19 protein-coding genes are annotated in these 18,729 nt (G+C 56.7%); 8 read left to right on the plus strand and 11 right to left on the minus strand.

Features of this window, described 5'->3' with window-relative positions:
* Positions 1 to 7 precede the first annotated feature (7 nt).
* From glpK to fpr, 3 genes are all read left to right on the plus strand, one after another.
* A complete protein-coding gene (gene glpK, locus USG84_RS20435; RefSeq protein WP_028014844.1) occupies positions 8 to 1,516 on the plus strand; it encodes a glycerol kinase GlpK in 1,509 nt (502 codons plus the stop codon).
* 173 nt (positions 1,517 to 1,689) lie between these two features.
* Positions 1,690 to 2,700, plus strand: a complete 1,011-nt coding sequence (glpX, locus tag USG84_RS20440) for a class II fructose-bisphosphatase (protein ID WP_248071978.1) — start codon at positions 1,690 to 1,692, stop codon at positions 2,698 to 2,700.
* 96 nt (positions 2,701 to 2,796) lie between these two features.
* Positions 2,797 to 3,543 carry a ferredoxin--NADP(+) reductase gene (gene fpr / locus USG84_RS20445; RefSeq protein WP_061096500.1) on the plus strand — a complete coding sequence of 249 codons (747 nt, stop codon included), beginning with the start codon at positions 2,797 to 2,799 and terminating at the stop codon, positions 3,541 to 3,543.
* Here fpr and USG84_RS20450 read toward each other — a convergent pair whose 3' ends face one another.
* Complete coding sequence (locus USG84_RS20450) at positions 3,544 to 3,963, minus strand: DUF805 domain-containing protein (protein WP_151412527.1); 420 nt, start codon at positions 3,961 to 3,963, stop codon at positions 3,544 to 3,546. It lies immediately after the preceding gene.
* Positions 3,964 to 4,075: 112 nt separating this feature from the next.
* On the opposite strand from USG84_RS20450, the gene USG84_RS20455 reads away from it, so the two are divergent.
* Positions 4,076 to 4,672 carry a DUF1454 family protein gene (locus USG84_RS20455; RefSeq protein ID WP_061096502.1) on the plus strand — a complete coding sequence of 199 codons (597 nt, stop codon included), beginning with the start codon at positions 4,076 to 4,078 and terminating at the stop codon, positions 4,670 to 4,672.
* A 111-nt stretch (positions 4,673 to 4,783) separates the two neighbouring features.
* Positions 4,784 to 5,551 (plus strand): triose-phosphate isomerase, encoded by a 768-nt coding sequence (tpiA, locus tag USG84_RS20460; protein WP_006808674.1) that lies wholly within the window; start codon positions 4,784 to 4,786, stop codon positions 5,549 to 5,551.
* A 98-nt stretch (positions 5,552 to 5,649) separates the two neighbouring features.
* Here tpiA and USG84_RS20465 read toward each other — a convergent pair whose 3' ends face one another.
* The 6 genes from USG84_RS20465 to cpxP form a co-directional block, all read right to left on the minus strand.
* On the minus strand, positions 5,650 to 6,954 hold the full coding sequence (locus USG84_RS20465; RefSeq protein ID WP_253543438.1) for an SLC13 family permease: 1,305 nt from the start codon (positions 6,952 to 6,954) through the stop codon (positions 5,650 to 5,652).
* A 73-nt stretch (positions 6,955 to 7,027) separates the two neighbouring features.
* Positions 7,028 to 7,771 carry a CDP-diacylglycerol diphosphatase gene (locus tag USG84_RS20470; RefSeq protein WP_061099596.1) on the minus strand — a complete coding sequence of 248 codons (744 nt, stop codon included), beginning with the start codon at positions 7,769 to 7,771 and terminating at the stop codon, positions 7,028 to 7,030.
* A gap of 107 nt (positions 7,772 to 7,878) precedes the next feature.
* Entirely contained in the window at positions 7,879 to 8,868 is a 990-nt protein-coding gene (locus USG84_RS20475; RefSeq protein WP_028014851.1) for a sulfate ABC transporter substrate-binding protein, read from the minus strand.
* 134 nt (positions 8,869 to 9,002) lie between these two features.
* Positions 9,003 to 9,965, minus strand: a complete 963-nt coding sequence (gene pfkA, locus USG84_RS20480) for a 6-phosphofructokinase (protein WP_028014852.1) — start codon at positions 9,963 to 9,965, stop codon at positions 9,003 to 9,005.
* A 174-nt stretch (positions 9,966 to 10,139) separates the two neighbouring features.
* Positions 10,140 to 11,033, minus strand: coding sequence for a CDF family cation-efflux transporter FieF (gene fieF / locus USG84_RS20485; RefSeq protein WP_061096504.1), 894 nt, complete (start codon positions 11,031 to 11,033; stop codon positions 10,140 to 10,142).
* A gap of 153 nt (positions 11,034 to 11,186) precedes the next feature.
* Positions 11,187 to 11,690, minus strand: coding sequence for a cell-envelope stress modulator CpxP (gene cpxP, locus USG84_RS20490; RefSeq protein ID WP_151412528.1), 504 nt, complete (start codon positions 11,688 to 11,690; stop codon positions 11,187 to 11,189).
* A 150-nt stretch (positions 11,691 to 11,840) separates the two neighbouring features.
* Between cpxP and cpxR the strand changes: the two genes are divergently transcribed.
* On the plus strand, positions 11,841 to 12,539 hold the full coding sequence (gene cpxR / locus USG84_RS20495; protein ID WP_006179159.1) for an envelope stress response regulator transcription factor CpxR: 699 nt from the start codon (positions 11,841 to 11,843) through the stop codon (positions 12,537 to 12,539).
* Positions 12,536 to 13,909, plus strand: coding sequence for an envelope stress sensor histidine kinase CpxA (cpxA, locus tag USG84_RS20500; protein ID WP_015569937.1), 1,374 nt, complete (start codon positions 12,536 to 12,538; stop codon positions 13,907 to 13,909). Before cpxR ends, cpxA begins: the two co-directional genes overlap by 4 nt.
* Positions 13,910 to 13,998: 89 nt before the next feature.
* Here cpxA and yiiM read toward each other — a convergent pair whose 3' ends face one another.
* Both yiiM and sodA read right to left on the minus strand, forming a co-directional pair.
* On the minus strand, positions 13,999 to 14,673 hold the full coding sequence (gene yiiM / locus USG84_RS20505) for a 6-hydroxyaminopurine reductase (RefSeq protein ID WP_151412529.1): 675 nt from the start codon (positions 14,671 to 14,673) through the stop codon (positions 13,999 to 14,001).
* A gap of 66 nt (positions 14,674 to 14,739) precedes the next feature.
* Positions 14,740 to 15,360: a superoxide dismutase [Mn] gene (sodA, locus tag USG84_RS20510; protein WP_003861999.1), complete on the minus strand. Its 621-nt coding sequence runs from the start codon at positions 15,358 to 15,360 to the stop codon at positions 14,740 to 14,742.
* Positions 15,361 to 15,649: 289 nt separating this feature from the next.
* Between sodA and rhaT the strand changes: the two genes are divergently transcribed.
* On the plus strand, positions 15,650 to 16,684 hold the full coding sequence (gene rhaT, locus USG84_RS20515) for an L-rhamnose/proton symporter RhaT (RefSeq protein ID WP_253543439.1): 1,035 nt from the start codon (positions 15,650 to 15,652) through the stop codon (positions 16,682 to 16,684).
* Here the strand turns inward: rhaT and rhaR are convergent, their stop codons facing one another.
* The gene (gene rhaR / locus USG84_RS20520; protein ID WP_061096508.1) at positions 16,685 to 17,533 is read right to left on the minus strand and encodes an HTH-type transcriptional activator RhaR; all 849 of its coding nucleotides are present in this window, start codon (positions 17,531 to 17,533) and stop codon (positions 16,685 to 16,687) included.
* 72 nt (positions 17,534 to 17,605) lie between these two features.
* Positions 17,606 to 18,439 carry an HTH-type transcriptional activator RhaS gene (rhaS, locus tag USG84_RS20525; RefSeq protein ID WP_266179917.1) on the minus strand — a complete coding sequence of 278 codons (834 nt, stop codon included), beginning with the start codon at positions 18,437 to 18,439 and terminating at the stop codon, positions 17,606 to 17,608.
* Positions 18,440 to 18,729 lie beyond the last annotated feature (290 nt).

Here is an 18,729-nt window from a genome sequence, read left to right on the forward strand (position 1 = left end):
ACATACCATGACCGAAAAAAAATATATCGTTGCGCTCGACCAGGGCACTACCAGCTCCCGCGCTGTCGTAATGGATCATGACGCGAACATTGTCAGCGTGTCTCAACGTGAATTTGAGCAAATTTATCCCCGTCCAGGCTGGGTAGAACACGACCCGATGGAAATCTGGGCGTCACAAAGCTCCACGCTGGTGGAAGTGCTGGCGAAAGCCGATATCAGTTCCGACGAGATTGCCGCGATTGGTATTACCAACCAGCGTGAAACCACCGTGGTGTGGGAACGCGAAACCGGTAAGCCTATTTACAACGCCATCGTCTGGCAGTGCCGCCGTACGTCAGAAATCTGCGAACAACTTAAGCGTGACGGGATGGAAGAGTACGTGCGCAGCGCCACCGGCCTGGTGGTTGACCCGTACTTCTCCGGCACCAAAGTGAAGTGGATCCTCGACCACGTGGAAGGTTCACGCGAGCGTGCAAAGCGCGGCGAGCTGCTGTTCGGGACCGTCGATACCTGGCTTATCTGGAAGATGACCCAGGGACGCGTCCACGTTACCGACTACACCAACGCCTCGCGTACCATGCTGTTCAACATCAACACCCTGGAGTGGGATGACAAGATGCTGGACGCGCTGGATATTCCGCGCGCGATGCTGCCTGAAGTGCGTAAGTCTTCCGAAGTGTACGGCCAGACCAACATCGGCGGTAAGGGCGGCACCCGTATTCCTATCGCCGGGATCGCCGGCGACCAGCAGGCGGCGCTGTTCGGCCAGCTGTGCGTCAAGGAAGGGATGGCGAAGAATACCTACGGCACCGGCTGCTTTATGCTGATGAACACCGGCGAGAAAGCGGTGAAATCAGAAAACGGCCTGCTGACCACCATCGCCTGCGGCCCGCGCGGCGAGGTGAACTATGCCCTGGAAGGTGCGGTGTTTATGGCAGGCGCATCCATTCAGTGGCTGCGCGACGAGATGAAGCTGATCAGCGACGCGTTCGACTCCGAGTACTTCGCGACCAAAGTGAAAGACACCAACGGCGTGTACGTGGTGCCGGCGTTCACCGGTCTGGGCGCGCCGTACTGGGATCCGTATGCACGCGGTGCGATTTTCGGCCTGACGCGTGGTGTGAACTCTAACCACATCATCCGCGCCACCCTGGAATCCATCGCCTACCAGACGCGCGACGTGCTGGAAGCGATGCAGGCAGACTCCGGCATTCGTCTGCACGCCCTGCGCGTGGACGGCGGCGCGGTGGCTAACAACTTCCTGATGCAGTTCCAGTCCGACATTCTGGGCACCCGCGTTGAGCGCCCTGAAGTGCGTGAAGTAACGGCGCTGGGCGCAGCGTACCTTGCCGGTCTGGCGGTAGGCTTCTGGCAGAATCTGGACGAGCTGCAGGAGAAAGCGGTCATCGAGCGCGAATTCCGCCCTGGCATCGAAACCACCGAGCGCAACTACCGCTACAGCGGCTGGAAGAAAGCGGTGAAACGCGCCCTGGCGTGGGAAGAGCACGAAGAGTAAGACATACTCCCCCCCTCACCCCGGCCCTCTCCCCAAAGGGGAGAGGGTGTTTTAAGTCCCCTCTCCCCTTTGGGGAGAGAGTTAGGGTGAGGGGCTCCGACCGCACCGGTCCCTCCCCCCTCCCAACTCTGTGATAAACTTCGTGCAATTACTTTTGACTGTACGAGTCCCTCATGAAACGTGAACTTGCTATCGAGTTTTCCCGCGTCACCGAAGCAGCCGCCCTCGCAGGCTACAAATGGCTGGGTCGTGGCGACAAAAATACTGCAGACGGCGCGGCCGTCCATGCCATGCGCATTGTGCTTAACCAGGTCAACATCGACGGCACTATCGTCATCGGTGAAGGCGAGATCGACGAAGCGCCAATGCTCTACATCGGTGAAAAAGTGGGTACCGGCAAAGGCGATGCCGTGGATATCGCCGTCGACCCGATCGAAGGCACGCGCATGACGGCGATGGGCCAGGCCAACGCCCTGGCGGTACTGGCCGTGGGTGATAAAGGCTGCTTCCTCAACGCGCCGGACATGTACATGGAAAAGCTGATTGTTGGTCCTGGTGCGAAAGGCGCAATCGACCTCAGCCTGCCGCTGGACGCCAACCTGCGCAATATCGCAGCGGCGCTGGGTAAACCGCTCAACGAGCTCACCGTCACTATTCTGGCGAAACCGCGCCACGACGCCACCATCTCTTATCTGCAGGCACTCGGCGTGCGCGTGTTTGCCATTCCGGATGGCGACGTTGCCGCGTCTATTCTGACCTGCATGCCGGACAGCGAAGTGGATGTGCTTTATGGCATCGGCGGCGCGCCGGAAGGCGTGGTCTCTGCGGCGGTGATCCGCGCGCTGGACGGCGATATGCAGGCGCGCCTGCTGCCGCGTCATGAGGTAAAAGGCGACAGCGACGAGAACCGTCGTATCGGTGAGGACGAGCTTGCGCGCTGCGCGGCGATGGGCATCGAAGCCAATAAAGTGCTGGCGCTGAACGACATGGCGCGCAGCGATAACGTCGTCTTCTCCGCAACCGGCATCACCAAAGGCGACCTGCTGGACGGCATCACCCGCAAGGGCAACATGGCGACCACTGAAACGCTGCTGATCCGCGGCAAATCGCGCACCATTCGCCGCATTCAGTCCATTCACTATCTCGACCGTAAAGACCCGGACGTGCAGACCCACATTCTGTAAAACCGTTTGATCGATAGAGCTTTCCGGCCCGAAGGGGCTGGAAATGTTTCCCACAAGTACGGAAGATAGAACAGAGAAATAGCACAGGAGAAGATCATGGCGGACTGGGTAACAGGTAAAGTCACTAAGATAGAATTCTGGACCGATGCGCTATTTAGTCTCACCCTGCGTGCTCCCGTGCACCCGTTTAAGGCCGGGCAATTTGCGAAGCTGGGGCTGGATGTCGACGGCGAGCGCGTGCAGCGCGCCTACTCTTACGTTAACGCGCCGGATAACCCGGACCTCGAGTTCTATCTGGTCACCGTCCCGGACGGCAAGCTGAGCCCGCGTCTTGCCGCCCTTAAGCCCGGCGACGATGTCCAGATTGTGAGCGAAGCGGCGGGCTTCTTTGTGCTCGAAGAGATTCCTGACTGTGACACGCTCTGGATGCTGGCAACCGGCACGGCCATCGGTCCCTATCTTTCCATTCTGCAGTACGGCAAAGATCTGGAGCGCTTCAAAAACATCGTGCTGGTGCACGCCGCGCGCTACGCCGCAGATTTAAGCTATCTCCCGCAGATGCAGGCGCTGGAACAGAAGTACGGTGGAAAGTTAAAGATTCAGACCGTGGTCAGCCGCGAAACCGTAGCAGGAACGCTTACCGGCCGCGTCCCGGCACTAATCGAGAGTGGAGCCCTGGAAGACGCAGTGGGTTTACCGATGACGGCCGAAACCAGCCACGTCATGTTGTGCGGTAACCCGCAGATGGTGCGGGACACGCAGCAGCTTCTGAAGGATACCCGGCAGATGACGAAACATCTTCGCCGCCGACCGGGCCATATGACCGCCGAACACTACTGGTGATCAGCGGTATTTCACCTCGACGGTATCTTTACCGTATTTGTTTTCGCTCTGGGTGCCGATAAACGCGCCCAGATCGACAATCATCATCACGAAGATAACCGACGGCAGCAGCCTGCCCACGACCCACGGCAGGATGGACGGCAACATCTCCCAGTTACCTGCTACCAGCATCCACGCCAGAATAATCAAAAATGCCCATGCGCCTGAGCGGCCGCGATCGTGCAGGCGTTTCACCACGACGGCCGCCGTTGGCCATAGCAGGCAGACCAGCGCGAAGGCCGCCGTTTGCCTACTCAGCCAGGCGTTGTAAGCAACGAAAAACAGAAGCAGCATGGCGACAACCCACGTCACCATCCAGACCCAGAAATCACGGCGTCCAATACGCCCTTTGAATGAAAACAGCCACTGCTGTATGGTCATGTAAGGTTCCTTATTATCGTTTAGCCCGCATTTTACCCTGGAGTTGTGACCTTTTGACAAGCCGACCAGATATCGTTTTAATCATGAGCACTTACGGCCAGGTGCAACGTTGATGAAAAATTCGGCACATTCTCTTTTCCTGTGTTTAGCGATGCTCGGCGCGGGTTTTCCGCTGCACGCCGCCAACACCGCGGCCCCCACCGCTGCGCCGTATTTACTGGCGGGCGCACCGTCTTTCGATCAGTCCATTAGCCAGTTTCGCGAAGCTTTCAATCAGGCCAACCCAGCGCTGCCGCTGGATGAATTTCGCGCCATTGATAGCTCACGCGATACCCCAACCCTGACCCGTGCGGCGAGCAAAATTAACGAGAATTTGTATGCTTCTACGGCGCTGGAGCGCGGTACGTTAAAAATCAAAAGCATGCAAATCACCTGGCTGCCGATTCAGGGGCCAGAGCAGAAAGCGGCTAAATCGAAGGCGCTTGATTACATGAGCGCGGTGCTGCAGGCGTTTACGCCTGCGCTGACGAAAAAGCAGAGCCAGCAAAAGCTGCAAAAGCTGCTGGCCGCCGGTAAAAACAAGCGGTACTACGCCACCACCGAAGGCGCGATTCGTTATGTGGTGGCGGATAACGGCGAAAAAGGACTGACCTTCGCCGTTGAACCGATTAAGCTGGCGCTATCTGACACCCTTGGCGGGGCGAATTAATGACAAAAAGCAAAGCCTTTCGAGGGAAAATCTCTATACTGATTCACAGACCATGCTGCCCGACAGGGCGGCCATATTCCTTAATTCGCTTATTTAGCGTGGAGAATTGAAATGCGACATCCTTTAGTGATGGGTAACTGGAAACTGAACGGCAGCCGCCACATGGTAAACGAACTGGTTGCAAACCTGCGTAAAGAGCTGGCTGGCGTGACCGGCTGCGCGGTTGCTATCGCTCCGCCAGATATGTACCTGGATCTGGCTAAACGTGCCGCTGACGGTAGCCACATCGTGCTGGGCGCGCAGAACGTTGACGTTAACCTGTCTGGCGCGTTCACCGGTGAAACTTCCGCTGAAATGCTGAAAGATATCGGCGCGAAATACATCATCATCGGCCACTCCGAGCGTCGCACCTACCACAAAGAATCTGACGAGTTTATCGCGAAGAAATTCGCCGTGCTGAAAGAGCAGGGTCTGATCCCGGTTCTGTGCATCGGTGAAACCGAAGCGGAAAACGAAGCGGGCAAAACCGAAGAAGTGTGCGCACGTCAGATCGACGCCGTGCTGAAAACGCAGGGCGCGGCAGCGTTCGAAGGCGCGGTTATCGCTTACGAGCCAGTCTGGGCGATCGGTACCGGCAAATCAGCTACCCCTGCGCAGGCTCAGGCGGTGCACAAATTCATCCGTGACCACATTGCTAAAGCCGACGCGAAAGTGGCTGAGCAAGTGATCATCCAGTACGGCGGCTCCGTAAACGCCTCCAACGCTGCTGAGCTGTTCACCCAGCCAGACATCGATGGCGCGCTGGTTGGCGGTGCATCCCTGAAAGCGGACGCTTTCGCGGTGATCGTTAAAGCGGCAGAAGCGGCTAAACAGGCGTAATGGCCTTTGCGGCGGGTGGCGCTTGCGCTTACCCACCGCTCTTCTCCTCCCTCTCCTTTGGGAGAGGGTTGGGGTGAGGGGAAACCCCTCGCACTGAACTACACTTTACCTAATACGCTAAACCATAAATAATCCAGCGGCAGCAGCACCAGATACGTCGCTATCGCCAGCGCCAGACAGAGCATCATCCCCGCCCTTGCAGGCACCTTTCCTAACCCCATCGCCACCACAATCGGCGACGCCTGATACGGCAGCAGCGGCGTGGAATAGCCCAGCACCTGAATCATGATCACCGACAGCAGCGGGAAACCGGTCGCGTCCGAGAAGCTCTGCGCCAGCGTGGTGTACAGCGCCGGAACGCCGTTGGCGGTCATAATGAAGTTGAGTGCCGTAGTAATTCCGGTTAGCGCCAGGAAGCTGGTAAACGGCCTGTCCGCATCCAGCGGCATAATGCGCAGCAGCGCCTCGCCTACGGCCGCTCCGATACCCGTTTGCGTCACGACGATCGCCAGCCCAAGAATGCCCGCGACGTAGATACAGGTACGCATGTTCACCCCGGCAGAAAATTCGTCCCCGGTAATGAAACCCACGCGCGGCAGCATAACGATGACCGACGCCGCCAGCCCCGTCCACGCGGGCCCTACGCCATGCCAGCTCTCCGTTACCCACATCCCCAGCACCAGCGCCAGCAGCCAGGCAAGACGCTTCTCATCCCGCCCCATGGGTTCAGACGGCGCCATATCCTTCGGTGGTTTAGGGCTGCCGGGGAACAGCCAGCAGATGAGGCCAATCAGAATCAGGCCTTTGAGAATGCCCAACACCGGCGTGTGCAGCAGCAGATACGGGACATAGTTCAGGTGAATGCCGTACGAGCCTTCCGCCGCGCCGCTCATCACCAGGTTAGGGACGTTTGCAGGCAGGATAGTGGCCGAAAGCTGGAAGGTGCCGAACCCGACGGCCAGCGCAAGCCCGAACCAGGCGCGGGAGCCGTCGGCGATACCGGCGCGTTTCGCCATCGCCGCGACAATGGGCATCAGCAGCGCAATACGCCCCATGTTCGACGGCATCACAAACGCCAGCGCGTAGCTGAGCAATACCACGCTCGCCACCATCAGCATCCAGGAGTCGGTGAGCTTTGCCGACAGCGCCCGGGCGGCCCTGTCCGCCAGGCCGGTTTTACGGATCGCCACGCCGAGCACAAAGCCGCTGAAGACCAGCCAGAAAGCCGACGAGGCAAAACCGCCGAAGATCGCCTCTGGCGGGGCGATTCTGGCAGCCATCGCCGCCGTAAAGAACAGCAGCGCGGTGATAAATTCCGGCAATAGCGACGTCGCCCACAGCACGATGGTGACGCCGACGATCAGCGAGGGCAGCAGCAGTGGATGCATTAACCAGAGCGACATACCTGTCTCCTGTAGAATTTTTCAGCAAGTCTACGGTGACAGGCAGCCTGAGTAAACGCGATTTATGGTGGGGTCATTTCAGGATAGTGCATTGATGATCCTGCAATTCCTCTGCCGACGCGCGGTTGAGCGTGAGCAGGTTACGCTCGGTCGCCAGCAAAACAAACGAACCATCCGACTGCTGGGCCATGGCCAGCGCGAAGCGCCCCATATGGTCGCGCGCTTCCGGCAGCTCTTCCGCCAGCATCATAAACGGACTGCGCTGGACCAGTTCATTCTCCGTCACCCGTCGTGCGAGATACTCATGTCCTTCCAGTCCGCCCGGGAACGGTAGCCACTGGGTGCTGATGTCTCCCTGCGCCGCGTTGAGCTTCTCTCGCACGTCCGGGCGCAGGCAGGAGATATGGATATGGAAATGGTTTTGCGTGCGTCCTGTCGGTGAGTTAATCGTCAGCGAAATGGCGCTGTCCGGCACCTCGGATCCACGCTTCAGGGTCATAAAGCTGCGCGACTGCCACGCCAGCCAGAAGAAGTTTGGCGTGTGAGGCTCGGTCAGGAGCGGGCTTTCGGTGCCGTTGATGCGGTACGTTGGCATCAGCAGATACTGCAGCGGCCCGTTGCGGTCTTTGAACACCACATAGCCCGCGTCAGGCTTCACCTGCGCGCAGGGCGCCGGGTTACGGTGTTGCAGTTGATTAGGCAGGCACTGGTCGAGAACGATATGACGCAACGCATTCGGATTACCCGCTTTTATCCAGTACACGCCGCCTGCGGCAAGGGCGATGACAATCAGGATCAGTAAGATAATTTTTTTCACAACGCGTTCCCTGTTTTCAATAGAGGCAAAAGAGTAACGCAAAATGATGACCAAATAAAAAACCCGGTGGATTTCTCACACCGGGTCGCCGTGTCGTTTGTTGAGGGTTAGCGCTGGCTAATCTGGTCGAAGGTGCCGCCATTAGAGAAGTGCTCTTTCTGCGCTTTCGTCCAGCCGCCGAACACATCATCAATGGTGAAGAGCTTCAGTTTCGGGAATTCGCTATCGTATTTCTTCGCGACAGCCGCATCGCGTGGGCGATAGAAGTTCTTCGCCGCGATTTCCTGGCCTTCCGGCGAGTAGAGATACTTCAGGTAGGCTTCCGCCACCGCTTTGGTCCCTTTCTTATCAACAACCTTATCGACCACGGAAACGGTCGGCTCAGCGAGGATGGATTCGCTCGGGGTCACGATCTCAAACTTGTCTTTACCCAGTTCGTGAGTCGCCAGCAGGGCTTCGTTTTCCCAGGCAATTAGCACGTCGCCAATTCCGCGCTCGACGAAGGTGTTAGTGGCACCGCGTGCGCCGGAGTCCAGCACTTCAACGTTTTTATACAGGGATTTGACGAATTCCTGCGCTTTTGCCTGGTCACCGTTGTTGTGGTGCAGCGCGTATCCCCAGGCCGCCAGGTAGTTCCAGCGTGCGCCGCCGGAGCTTTTCGGGTTCGGGGTAATCACAGAAACGCCCGGTTTGATCAGGTCGTTCCAGTCCTTAATTTGTTTCGGGTTGCCTTTACGCACCAGGAAGACGATGGTCGAGGTGTATGGCGCGGAGTTATCCGGCAGACGTTTGATCCAGTTTTTGTCGATACGACCACGCTCGGCGATGGCGTCGACATCATAGGCCAGCGCCAGGGTAACCACGTCGGCTTCAATACCGTTAATCACAGACGTTGCCTGCTTACCGGAGCCACCATGCGACTGGCGAACCACCACGTTATCGCCGGTTTCCTGCTTCCAGTGCGCCGCGAAGGCTTTGTTGTATTGATCGTACAGCTCACGCGTCGGGTCGTACGACACGTTGAGGAGTTGAATGTCCTTTGCCAGCACGCTGGTCGATGCCAGCAATAACGTTAACCCCACGCCCCATTTATTCATCGCCCAGCTCTCTTGTGTAGTGTTTTGATGAATGCAGCGTGCCAGAAAGCGAATCGAGGATTAAAGAATAAAAAAAGATTGGCTATAACGTGGAGGAATAAAAGCCCTCTTCAGATAGAAGAGGGCTCGAAGGATCAATACAGTTTTTTCGCGCAGTCCAGCCAGTCACCTTTGAACGGACGCTTCATGTTTTCAATCGCGTCGATGATGTCATGGTGAACCAGCTGTTCATTCTGAATACCGACGCAACGGCCGCCGTGGCCCTGCAGCAGCAGCTCGATAGCGTACGCGCCCATACGGGAGGCCAGGATACGGTCGTACGGGCCCGGGGAACCGCCGCGCTGGATGTGACCCAGAACGGTCGCGCGGGTTTCGCGTTTGGTTTCGGTTTCGATGTACTTCGCCAGTTCGTCAACGTCACAGATGTGCTCGGTGATAGCCACAATCGCGTGTTTCTTACCTTTCGCGATACCGGCTTTGATTTCAGCAACCAGATCTTCACGGCTGAATTCCACTTCAGGAACCACCACGAACTCACAGCCACCGGCGATAGCCGCCGCCAGGGTCAGGTCACCGCAGTAGCGGCCCATCACTTCAACGATAGAGATACGCTGGTGAGAAGATGAGGTGTCACGCAGGCGGTCAATGGCTTCCACAACGGTGCCCAGCGCGGTGAAGTAACCGATGGTGTAGTCAGTGCCTTTGATGTCGTTGTCGATGGTGCCCGGCAGGCCGATGCACGGGAAGCCCATTTCGGTCAGACGTTTTGCACCCATGTACGAGCCGTCACCGCCGATAACAACCAGCGCGTCCAGGCCACGCTTTTTCATGTTCTCGATAGCCACTTCACGGATGTGTTCGTCACGGAATTCCGGGAAGCGCGCAGACCCAAGGAAGGTGCCGCCACGGTTGATCATGTCAGACACGCTGTAACGGTCGAGCTGAACCATACGGTCTTCATACAGACCCAGGTAACCATCATAGATACCAAAAACTTCCAGACCTTCCGTCAGCGCTGCACGGACAACCCCACGAATTGCCGCGTTCATGCCCGGCGCATCACCGCCGCTTGTCAACACACCGATTTTCTTAATCATGACTACCTCTGAACTTAGGAATGCAAAATTGAAATCTGTTGCCGGAAGAAACTTATCGACCAACGAATACTGCAAATAGTATATCAATCCCTTCTGGCTGAATTGATTCAGGTCAGACCAAATGGCGGTAATTTATACACAAAATGCTGGCCTGGCTCACTTTTTTACAACGAATTACGAAAGCCCAACATGTCCGGGTACAACCGAGCAGGGATCCTGGTGAATGATGACGTCTGAACCAGGAAAACGCTGCAAAATCGCCTGCTCGACCTGTTCAGCAATCACGTGAGCCTGAACCAGCGGCAGGTTGTCTTCCATTTCAATGTGAATCTGTATAAAGCGGGTCGGCCCTGACTGCCGCGTTCGAAGATCGTGTGCACCGCTGACGCCGGGCCAGGAGGTCACGATGGAAAAAATTTCACTACGTTCTGAGTCCGGAAGAGCGCGATCGAGCAGTGATTGCACCGCGTCATACCCCATCCGCAGGGCGCTATATAAAATATAGATACCAATCCCTAACGCAAACAACGCATCGGCCCGATGCCAGCCATACCAAGCCAGACCGAGCGCAATAAGAATAGCCCCATTCATCATAACATCAGATTGATAATGAAGCATATCCGCCCGTACGGCCTGACTTTGCGTTTTGCGAACAACCCAGCGCTGGAACGTTACCAGAACTAGTGTGCTTATAAGTGCAATTACTGTGACGACCACGCCGACCCCGGGATTGTTCATCGGTGAAGGCGAAACCAGATGCTGAATACCGGTCAAAAACAGGAACAGCGCGGAGCCAGAAATGAACATACTTTGCGCCAGCGCGGCCAGCGACTCCGCTTTGCCGTGCCCAAACGTGTGCTCTTCATCCGCCGGCTGCAGCGAGTAGCGCACCACCAGAAGGTTGGTCAGCGAGGCGGCGATATCTACCAGTGAATCCACCAGCGCCGCCAGAATACTGACCGAGCCGGTATACCACCAGGCAAAGATTTTGATCAGCAGCAGGCCAGAGGCCATGACGGTCGCCGCAATGGCGGCCCGGCTTACCAGCCTTCCATAGGATTGATTCATAAACGCTCCTGTCATGTCATGCCGCTAGTATAACGGAAGCACGGGGAGGCAAAGGATGAATAAACGGTTAACAAATCAGAATGCAGGGCAAAAAAAACCCCCACATCATGTGGGGGAAGACAGGGATGGTGTCTATGGCAAGGAAAACAGGGTTTACTGGTTACTACGGGTACTGCTATTGCTACTGAAAAACGTCGTTTCTGAGCTTCGCTGCATCCGTGCAACCTCACGCAACTGGTCCATCCGCTGCTGATGTTTGGTATTCAAAACCGCTTGCTGCTCGGGCGTTAGCAGGTGGTACATCTGGTTGCGGACCTTCGCCATCTCTACCTGGCGGGCAACCTGTTCCTGTGCCATTTTTTCGGCCTGAGCGCGGACAGCGCTTTCGTCAAAATTTTCTGCGGTGACAAGGCGATGCATTGTCTCCATTTCGCTAACATTAACAGGGGGCTGGTCGTGTCGTGCCCTCTGCATCAGATCTCTCATCTGTTGACGCTGATGTTCGGTTAAACTTATGCCGTCAAACATATGGCTTTGGCTGCTGTGCGTTGCGCCCTCTTGCGAGGAACCGTTATCGCCGATGATAGCTACAGCAGCCTGGCTAAACGCACTGAACGCCAGCGTTGAGGCCATGACGGCAGCGGTAACTTTGCGCATCACTTGCTCCCAAAATCTTTCGTGTCGCGATTCAACGAGAGACAGTCTACGATTCAGGCTGCAAACATGCGTCAGGGGGTGTAAAACAACGTAAAGTCATGGATTAGATAGCCTTGATGTCGTAATTTCTGCCTCGGAGGTATTTAAACAATGAATAAAATCCTGTTAGTTGATGATGACCGAGAGCTCACATCCCTTTTAAAGGAGTTGCTCGACATGGAAGGTTTCAACGTCCTGGTTGCCCATGATGGCGAGCAGGCGCTGAGTCTCCTTGACGACAGCATCGATCTACTTTTGCTCGACGTAATGATGCCGAAGAAAAACGGTATTGATACGCTAAAAGAGCTTCGCCAGACACACCAGACCCCCGTTATCATGCTGACCGCCCGCGGCAGCGAGCTTGACCGCGTTCTCGGCCTTGAGCTGGGTGCGGATGACTATTTACCGAAGCCGTTCAACGACCGTGAACTGGTGGCCCGTATTCGCGCGATCCTGCGCCGTTCCCACTGGAGCGAGCAGCAGCAGAATACCGACAACAGCTCGCCAACGCTGGAAGTGGACTCCCTGAGCCTGAACCCGGGCCGTCAGGAAGCGAGCTTCGACGGCCAGACGCTGGAACTCACCGGCACCGAATTCACGCTGCTGTATCTGCTGGCGCAGCACCTCGGCCAGGTAGTTTCGCGTGAACATTTAAGCCAGGAAGTGCTGGGCAAACGCCTCACGCCGTTTGACCGCGCCATCGACATGCACATCTCTAACCTGCGCCGCAAGCTGCCGGAGCGTAAAGACGGTCACCCATGGTTTAAAACCCTGCGTGGTCGCGGTTATCTGATGGTTTCCGCTTCATGATAGGCAGCTTAACCGCCCGCATCTTCGCCATCTTCTGGCTGACGCTGGCACTGGTTTTAATGCTCGTTTTGATGTTGCCAAAACTCGACTCACGCCAGATGACGGAGCTTCTCGACAGCGAGCAACGTCAGGGCGTGATGATCGAGCAGCACGTAGAAGCGGAGCTGGCAAACGATCCGCCGAACGATTTGATGTGGTGGCGCAGGCTGTTTCGCGCTATCGACAAGTGGGCACCGCCAGGACAACGTCTTTTGCTGGTCACCAGCGAAGGCCGCGTGATCGGAGCCGATCGCAATGAAATGCAGATCATCCGCAACTTTATTGGCCAGGCGGATAACGCCGATCACCCACAGAAGAAGAAATATGGTCGGGTAGAGATGGTCGGTCCTTTCTCGGTACGTGATGGGGAAGACAATTATCAGCTCTATCTGATTCGCCCCGCGAGCAGCTCCCAGTCCGACTTCATCAACCTGCTGTTTGACCGTCCGCTTCTGCTGCTGATTGTCACGATGCTGGTCAGTTCCCCGCTGCTGCTATGGCTGGCATGGAGCCTGGCAAAACCGGCGCGTAAGCTGAAAAATGCCGCCGATGAAGTGGCGCAGGGTAACCTGCGACAGCATCCAGAGCTGGAATCCGGGCCGCAGGAGTTCCTGGCCGCCGGGACCAGTTTTAACCAGATGGTGAGCGCGCTGGATCGGATGATGACCGCGCAGCAACGCCTGCTGTCAGACATCTCGCACGAGCTGCGTACCCCGCTCACGCGCTTACAGCTGGGCACCGCCCTGCTGCGCCGCCGCAGCGGCGAAAGCAAAGAGCTGGAGCGCATTGAAACTGAAGCCCATCGTCTGGACAGCATGATTAACGATCTGCTGGTGATGTCGCGCAATCAGCAGAAAAACGCGCTGGTGAGCGAAACGGTGAAGGCCAATCACCTGTGGCACGAGGTGCTGGACAACGCGGCGTTCGAAGCGGAGCAGATGGGTAAATCGTTCACCGTCAACTTCCCGCCGGGCCCGTGGCCGCTGTACGGTAACCCCAACACGCTGGAAAGCGCGCTGGAGAATATCGTGCGTAACGCCCTGCGCTACTCGCACACGAAGATTGAGGTGGCGTTTTCGGTGGATAAAGACGGGATTACCGTCATTGTCGATGACGACGGCCCTGGCGTCAGCCCGGAAGACCGCGAGCAGATTTTCCGTCCGTTCTACCGTACCGACGAAGCGCGCGACCGCGAATCTGGCGGCACGGGGCTGGGGCTGGCGATTGTAGAAACCGCCATGCAGCAGCATCGCGGCTGGGTGAAAGCCGACGACAGCCCGCTGGGCGGGTTGCGGTTAACGCTGTGGCTGCCGTTGTATAAGCGTTCGTAATCCCCTCACCCTAACCCTCTCCCCATAGGGGAGAGGGGACGTAAAACACCCCCGCCTCTTTGGGGTGTACGGGCCGGGGTGAGGAGAAGTTATTTCCCCCACAATCTCCGCGAATTATCTTCGATCTTGTTGCTTAAGCGCCGCTTTTGCATCGTTCTGGTCCAGCTTGTCGATAACCCCGCCGCAGACAGCAGGCGGTGATACTGCTCGTCGTCAAACGGCATATGCCAGGCAATCGCGCAGGCGTCGTAAACGGACACGTCGCTCAGGCGCGATACCAGCTCAAGCGGCGCATCCGCAGATACCTGCCCTGCCAGCACCACGCGGTACAGCCAGCCGGTTTTACCCGCGTTTTGCAGCTGGGCCGACATATCCTGAATCCCGAAATGGTAGTTGAGCTTGAAGCACGGCGAGCGTGGCTGCGTCACCTGAATCAGGGCGTCACCCCAGCGGTAGATATCGCCGATAAAGACGTTTTTCTCCGTCAGCCCTTCGGTCGAGAGATTTTCGCCAAACGCGGGCGCGACGAAGAGGTCCGCCTGCTCGGGGAATTCCGCTTTCCAGTGCTGATAGTGCTCGCGCGGATAGTGGCACAGCGCGCGCTCCGGCCCGCCGTGGATTTTCTTTTCGGCCTGCTCGTCACCCGCCAGCCCGAGGTCGGTTAACGTCAGCTCCCCGTCGACCTGAATTTTAGCGATGGCGCTCGGGCGGCTGCCGTCGTACTCCCTTACCTTGCCTGTAAAAACATTCACCGGGTAATGCATCTCAACTCCTTCAGATACAAAAAAAGCGAGTCATCAGACTCGCTTCTCACAGGCGTCAATGCAACCTTATTTTTTAGCGGCGAAACGCGCTGCTGCTTCGTCCCAGTTCACTACATCCCAGAACGCTTTGATGTAGTCAGGGCGACGGTTCTGGAACTTCAGGTAGTAAGCGTGTTCCCACACGTCCAGACCCAGGATTGGGAAGCCGGATGCGCCAGAGATCGCTTCACCCATCAGCGGGGAGTCCTGGTTAGCAGTAGAAACCACCGCCAGCTTGTCGCCTTTCAGAACCAGCCACGCCCAGCCAGAGCCGAAACGGGTTGCAGCAGCTTTTTCGAATTCCGCTTTGAAGTTGTCAACGGAACCGAAGTCGCGCTCGATAGCCGCTTTCAGGTCGCCCTGCAGGGTGGTACCGGTTTTCAGGCCTTTCCAGAACAGGCTGTGGTTAGCGTGACCGCCAGCGTTGTTACGCAGCACGGTTTTCTTGTCTGCCGGCAGCTGGTCCAGTTTGGTGATCAGCTCTTCAACAGGCAGGTTAGCGAACTCTGGCAGGCTTTCCAGCGCTGCGTTCGCGTTGTTCACATAGGTCTGGTGGTGTTTAGTGTGATGGATTTCCATCGTCTGCTTGTCGAAATGCGGTTCCAGTGCGTCGTAGGCATACGGCAGGGATGGCAGTGTATAACTCATAATCCTCTCCATTATTGTCGGGCGGCACAGCTGTTAATGCCGCGTAAGCAGTTGGTTCATTATAGTTAATTAAATGATATTGAAAATGATTATCAATGCCGTAGTTTTTATAAGGTTATTCGTTTTCTGATGAAGCGCGAAAATGTGAATCTGCTCACCCGTTTAACGCGTTGATTGCCATTCAAAACCAAAGTGCGGCAGCCTCCCGAAGGTGGCCATTCTGCTTAATTTTTACACTCGTCGGGTCGGTGGGAAGCCATTGATCGATAAAAACGATGAGGACGTAAACATGAATCATGCGATTACGATGGGTATCTTCTGGCATTTGATAGGCGCAGCCAGTGCAGCCTGTTTCTATGCCCCGTTCAAAAAGGTGAAAGGGTGGTCGTGGGAAACCATGTGGTCCGTTGGCGGCGTGGTCTCCTGGATCCTGCTTCCCTGGGCCATCAGCGCCATGCTACTCCCGGATTTCTGGGGCTACTTCTCCTCCTTTAACGCCTCCACCCTGCTGCCGGTATTTCTGTTTGGTGCCATGTGGGGCATAGGCAATATCAACTACGGCCTCACCATGCGTTATCTCGGCATGTCGATGGGGATCGGCATCGCGATTGGCATCACGCTAATTGTCGGCACCCTGATGACGCCCGTCCTCAACGGTAACCTCGACGTGTTGCTTAATACCGAAGGCGGCAGAATGACGCTGCTGGGCGTGCTGGTCGCGGTTATCGGCGTCGGGATCGTGACCCGCGCGGGCCAGTTGAAAGAGCGCAAGATGGGCATTAAAGCCGAGGACTTTAACCTCAAAAAAGGTCTGCTGCTGGCGGTCATGTGCGGCATCTTCTCCGCCGGCATGTCGTTTGCCATGAACGCCGCAAAACCGATGCATGAGGCCGCCGCCGCCCTGGGCGTCGACCCGCTGTACGTGGCGCTGCCCAGCTACGTGGTGATCATGGGCGGCGGTGCGCTGGTAAACCTCGGCTTCTGCGTTATTCGCCTGGCAAAAGTTGAGAGTTTGTCGCTAAAAGCCGACTTCTCGCTGGCAAAACGGGTCATCATCGCCAACGTACTCCTTTCGACGCTCGGCGGCCTGATGTGGTACCTGCAGTTCTTTTTCTACGCCTGGGGGCACGCCAGCATTCCGGCGCAATACGACTATATGAGCTGGATGCTGCACATGAGCTTCTACGTGCTGTGCGGCGGGCTGGTTGGGCTGGTACTGAAGGAGTGGAACAACGCCGGACGTCGACCAGTGGGCGTTCTGAGCCTGGGCTGCGTGGTGATTATCATTGCGGCCAACATTGTAGGCCTCGGTATGGCGAACTGATTACGCCGCCCTTCGACTGTGATGACGCCACTGCACCGGCGTCATCCCCACCTCGCGGTTAAAGACCACCGAAAAGTAGTTACTGTCCTCAAAGCCGCAGCGCATTGCCACGTCACTGACCATGAGCTCCGTATGCTGGAGCAGATACTGGGCGTGGCAAATACGCAGCTGGCGCAAATAGTGATTTACCGTCATGCCCGTCTGGGTACGGAACTGCTGGCGCAGGGCACGCTCGCTGCACTGCTCCTGCTCGCAGAACTTTTCCAGCACAAAGCTTTTATTCAGGCTGGCCGCCAGTGTGGCAATCAGCTTATCAAGTCGCGTTTCCTGCTGCGTGGCGGAGAGGTTATCCGTCGCGTAGCGATAGCGTTTAAGCATCATGACCAGCTGCGCGAAGAGGATCTCTGACATCGGGTTAACCAGCGGATCGGTTTTAGCGCTCTCCTGTTCAAGCAGAGAAATTGCCTGACGGATAGCGGTCATACCACTGCTGCTTAAGCGCCAGTGCGGTGAACCTTTCGCACCGTTAAAGCCGGGGATACACGCGGCCCAGTCGACGTTAAGTTTGAGCCGATCGGGACAGTAGATAACGTTCTGTAAGACCAGGTCATTGACCGAGGCGTAGGCGTGTTTATCTTCGGCGCGAATGTAAAACAGATCCCCCCGGGTAATGCGGTAAGGCCGATCGTTGAGAATGTGCAGACCGTTGCCGCGCCACACCAGCACCAGCTCATAAAATTCGTGCGTATGTTCAGCAAAGACGTTTTGCGGGTAGCGATCCGCCACCGCAACGGCTTGTTCAGCGGAGGCAAAAAAGTCATCTTTGCGAAGAATTAACGGCGCGGCCACATCACCACCTCAACGGCGAAAACCTGACATTATTACCCGCTTTACGACAGCAAAACGTTGACTGGGCTCGCGTTACTGCAGTGAGGTGTCCTTTCCCTGGCGAATATCACGCGGAGACCAGCTGAATTCCCGGCGAAACAGCGTCGAAAAGTGGTTACTGTCGCCGAAACCGCAGCGAAAGGCGATGTCCGTGACGCTGTCATCGCTGTGGCGCAGCAGGTGGCGCGCTTTTATCAGGCGCAGACGGTTAAGGTAGCGCTGGGGCGTCTGCCCGGTTTGCTGCTTAAGCTGACGGTGCAGGGTGCGAAGCGACAGCGAAAAATGACTCGCCAGCGCTTCCCAGCAGATGTCCTCGGCAAAATGTTCCTCCAGCCAGATCATCAGCTGGTTCAGACGGGCTTCGCTACTCTCCCCCTCCACCGGGTTACTACGGCGTAACGCCACCAGCAGCTGCATAAACAGCATCTCGCGCGTGGCCATCGCGTGCATATCCTGTCCGTCCTGGCTTTGCTCCATCTGGAGCAAGATCTGGCGAACCTGCTGCAGCGTGGCCTGGTTCACGCGCCAGTGGGACGGATAATGCCCCTCCTTCTCCTGCGGCAGTAGCTGATGAAGCCCCGCAAGAAACTGGAACGCGTCAGGCGACCGGTAGAGCACGTTCGTCAGGCACAGGTTGTCGGTATGCTCATACAGATGCCGATCGTGGTCGCGCACGAAGCAGACGGTGCCCCCGCTGATGGTGTAGGGCTGACCGTTAAAGACGTGGATGCCCGTGCCATGTTCAACAATAACAATTTCATGAAAATCATGATGATGCTCAGGGAAAGCAGCCTGCGGGAGCCGCGGTTCAATCGCTACAGGCGAACCACCCGCCGGAAAAAAGTCCACGCTGTGTAGTACGGTCATAACGGCCCCCACCAATGAGAAAAGTTCTCAAAATAGTAAATAAGGCCTCTCATACTCACCTTAAATTTTCGGCAGCAAACGCCGCAAAACCTGCCTGTTTTTCAAGAAAAAGGCGGAAAGATCCGGAATTGCGGTCAGCGTCACACTGGCTGAACGGCGCGCTTCAAGGGGAAAGTGTGAACTCCCTCACGTTCATCTTTGCTTTCTTGCCAGCGCGGAATGGGGGCTGTCCGTGGCGAGAAGGTGGTCTTTTCTTCCCTTTTTTACACTCAGCGCTAATGATTTCCAGA

This window comes from Enterobacter sp. 168J2 (assembly GCF_034107265.1).
In the GTDB taxonomy this organism is placed as follows: domain Bacteria; phylum Pseudomonadota; class Gammaproteobacteria; order Enterobacterales; family Enterobacteriaceae; genus Enterobacter; species Enterobacter nematophilus.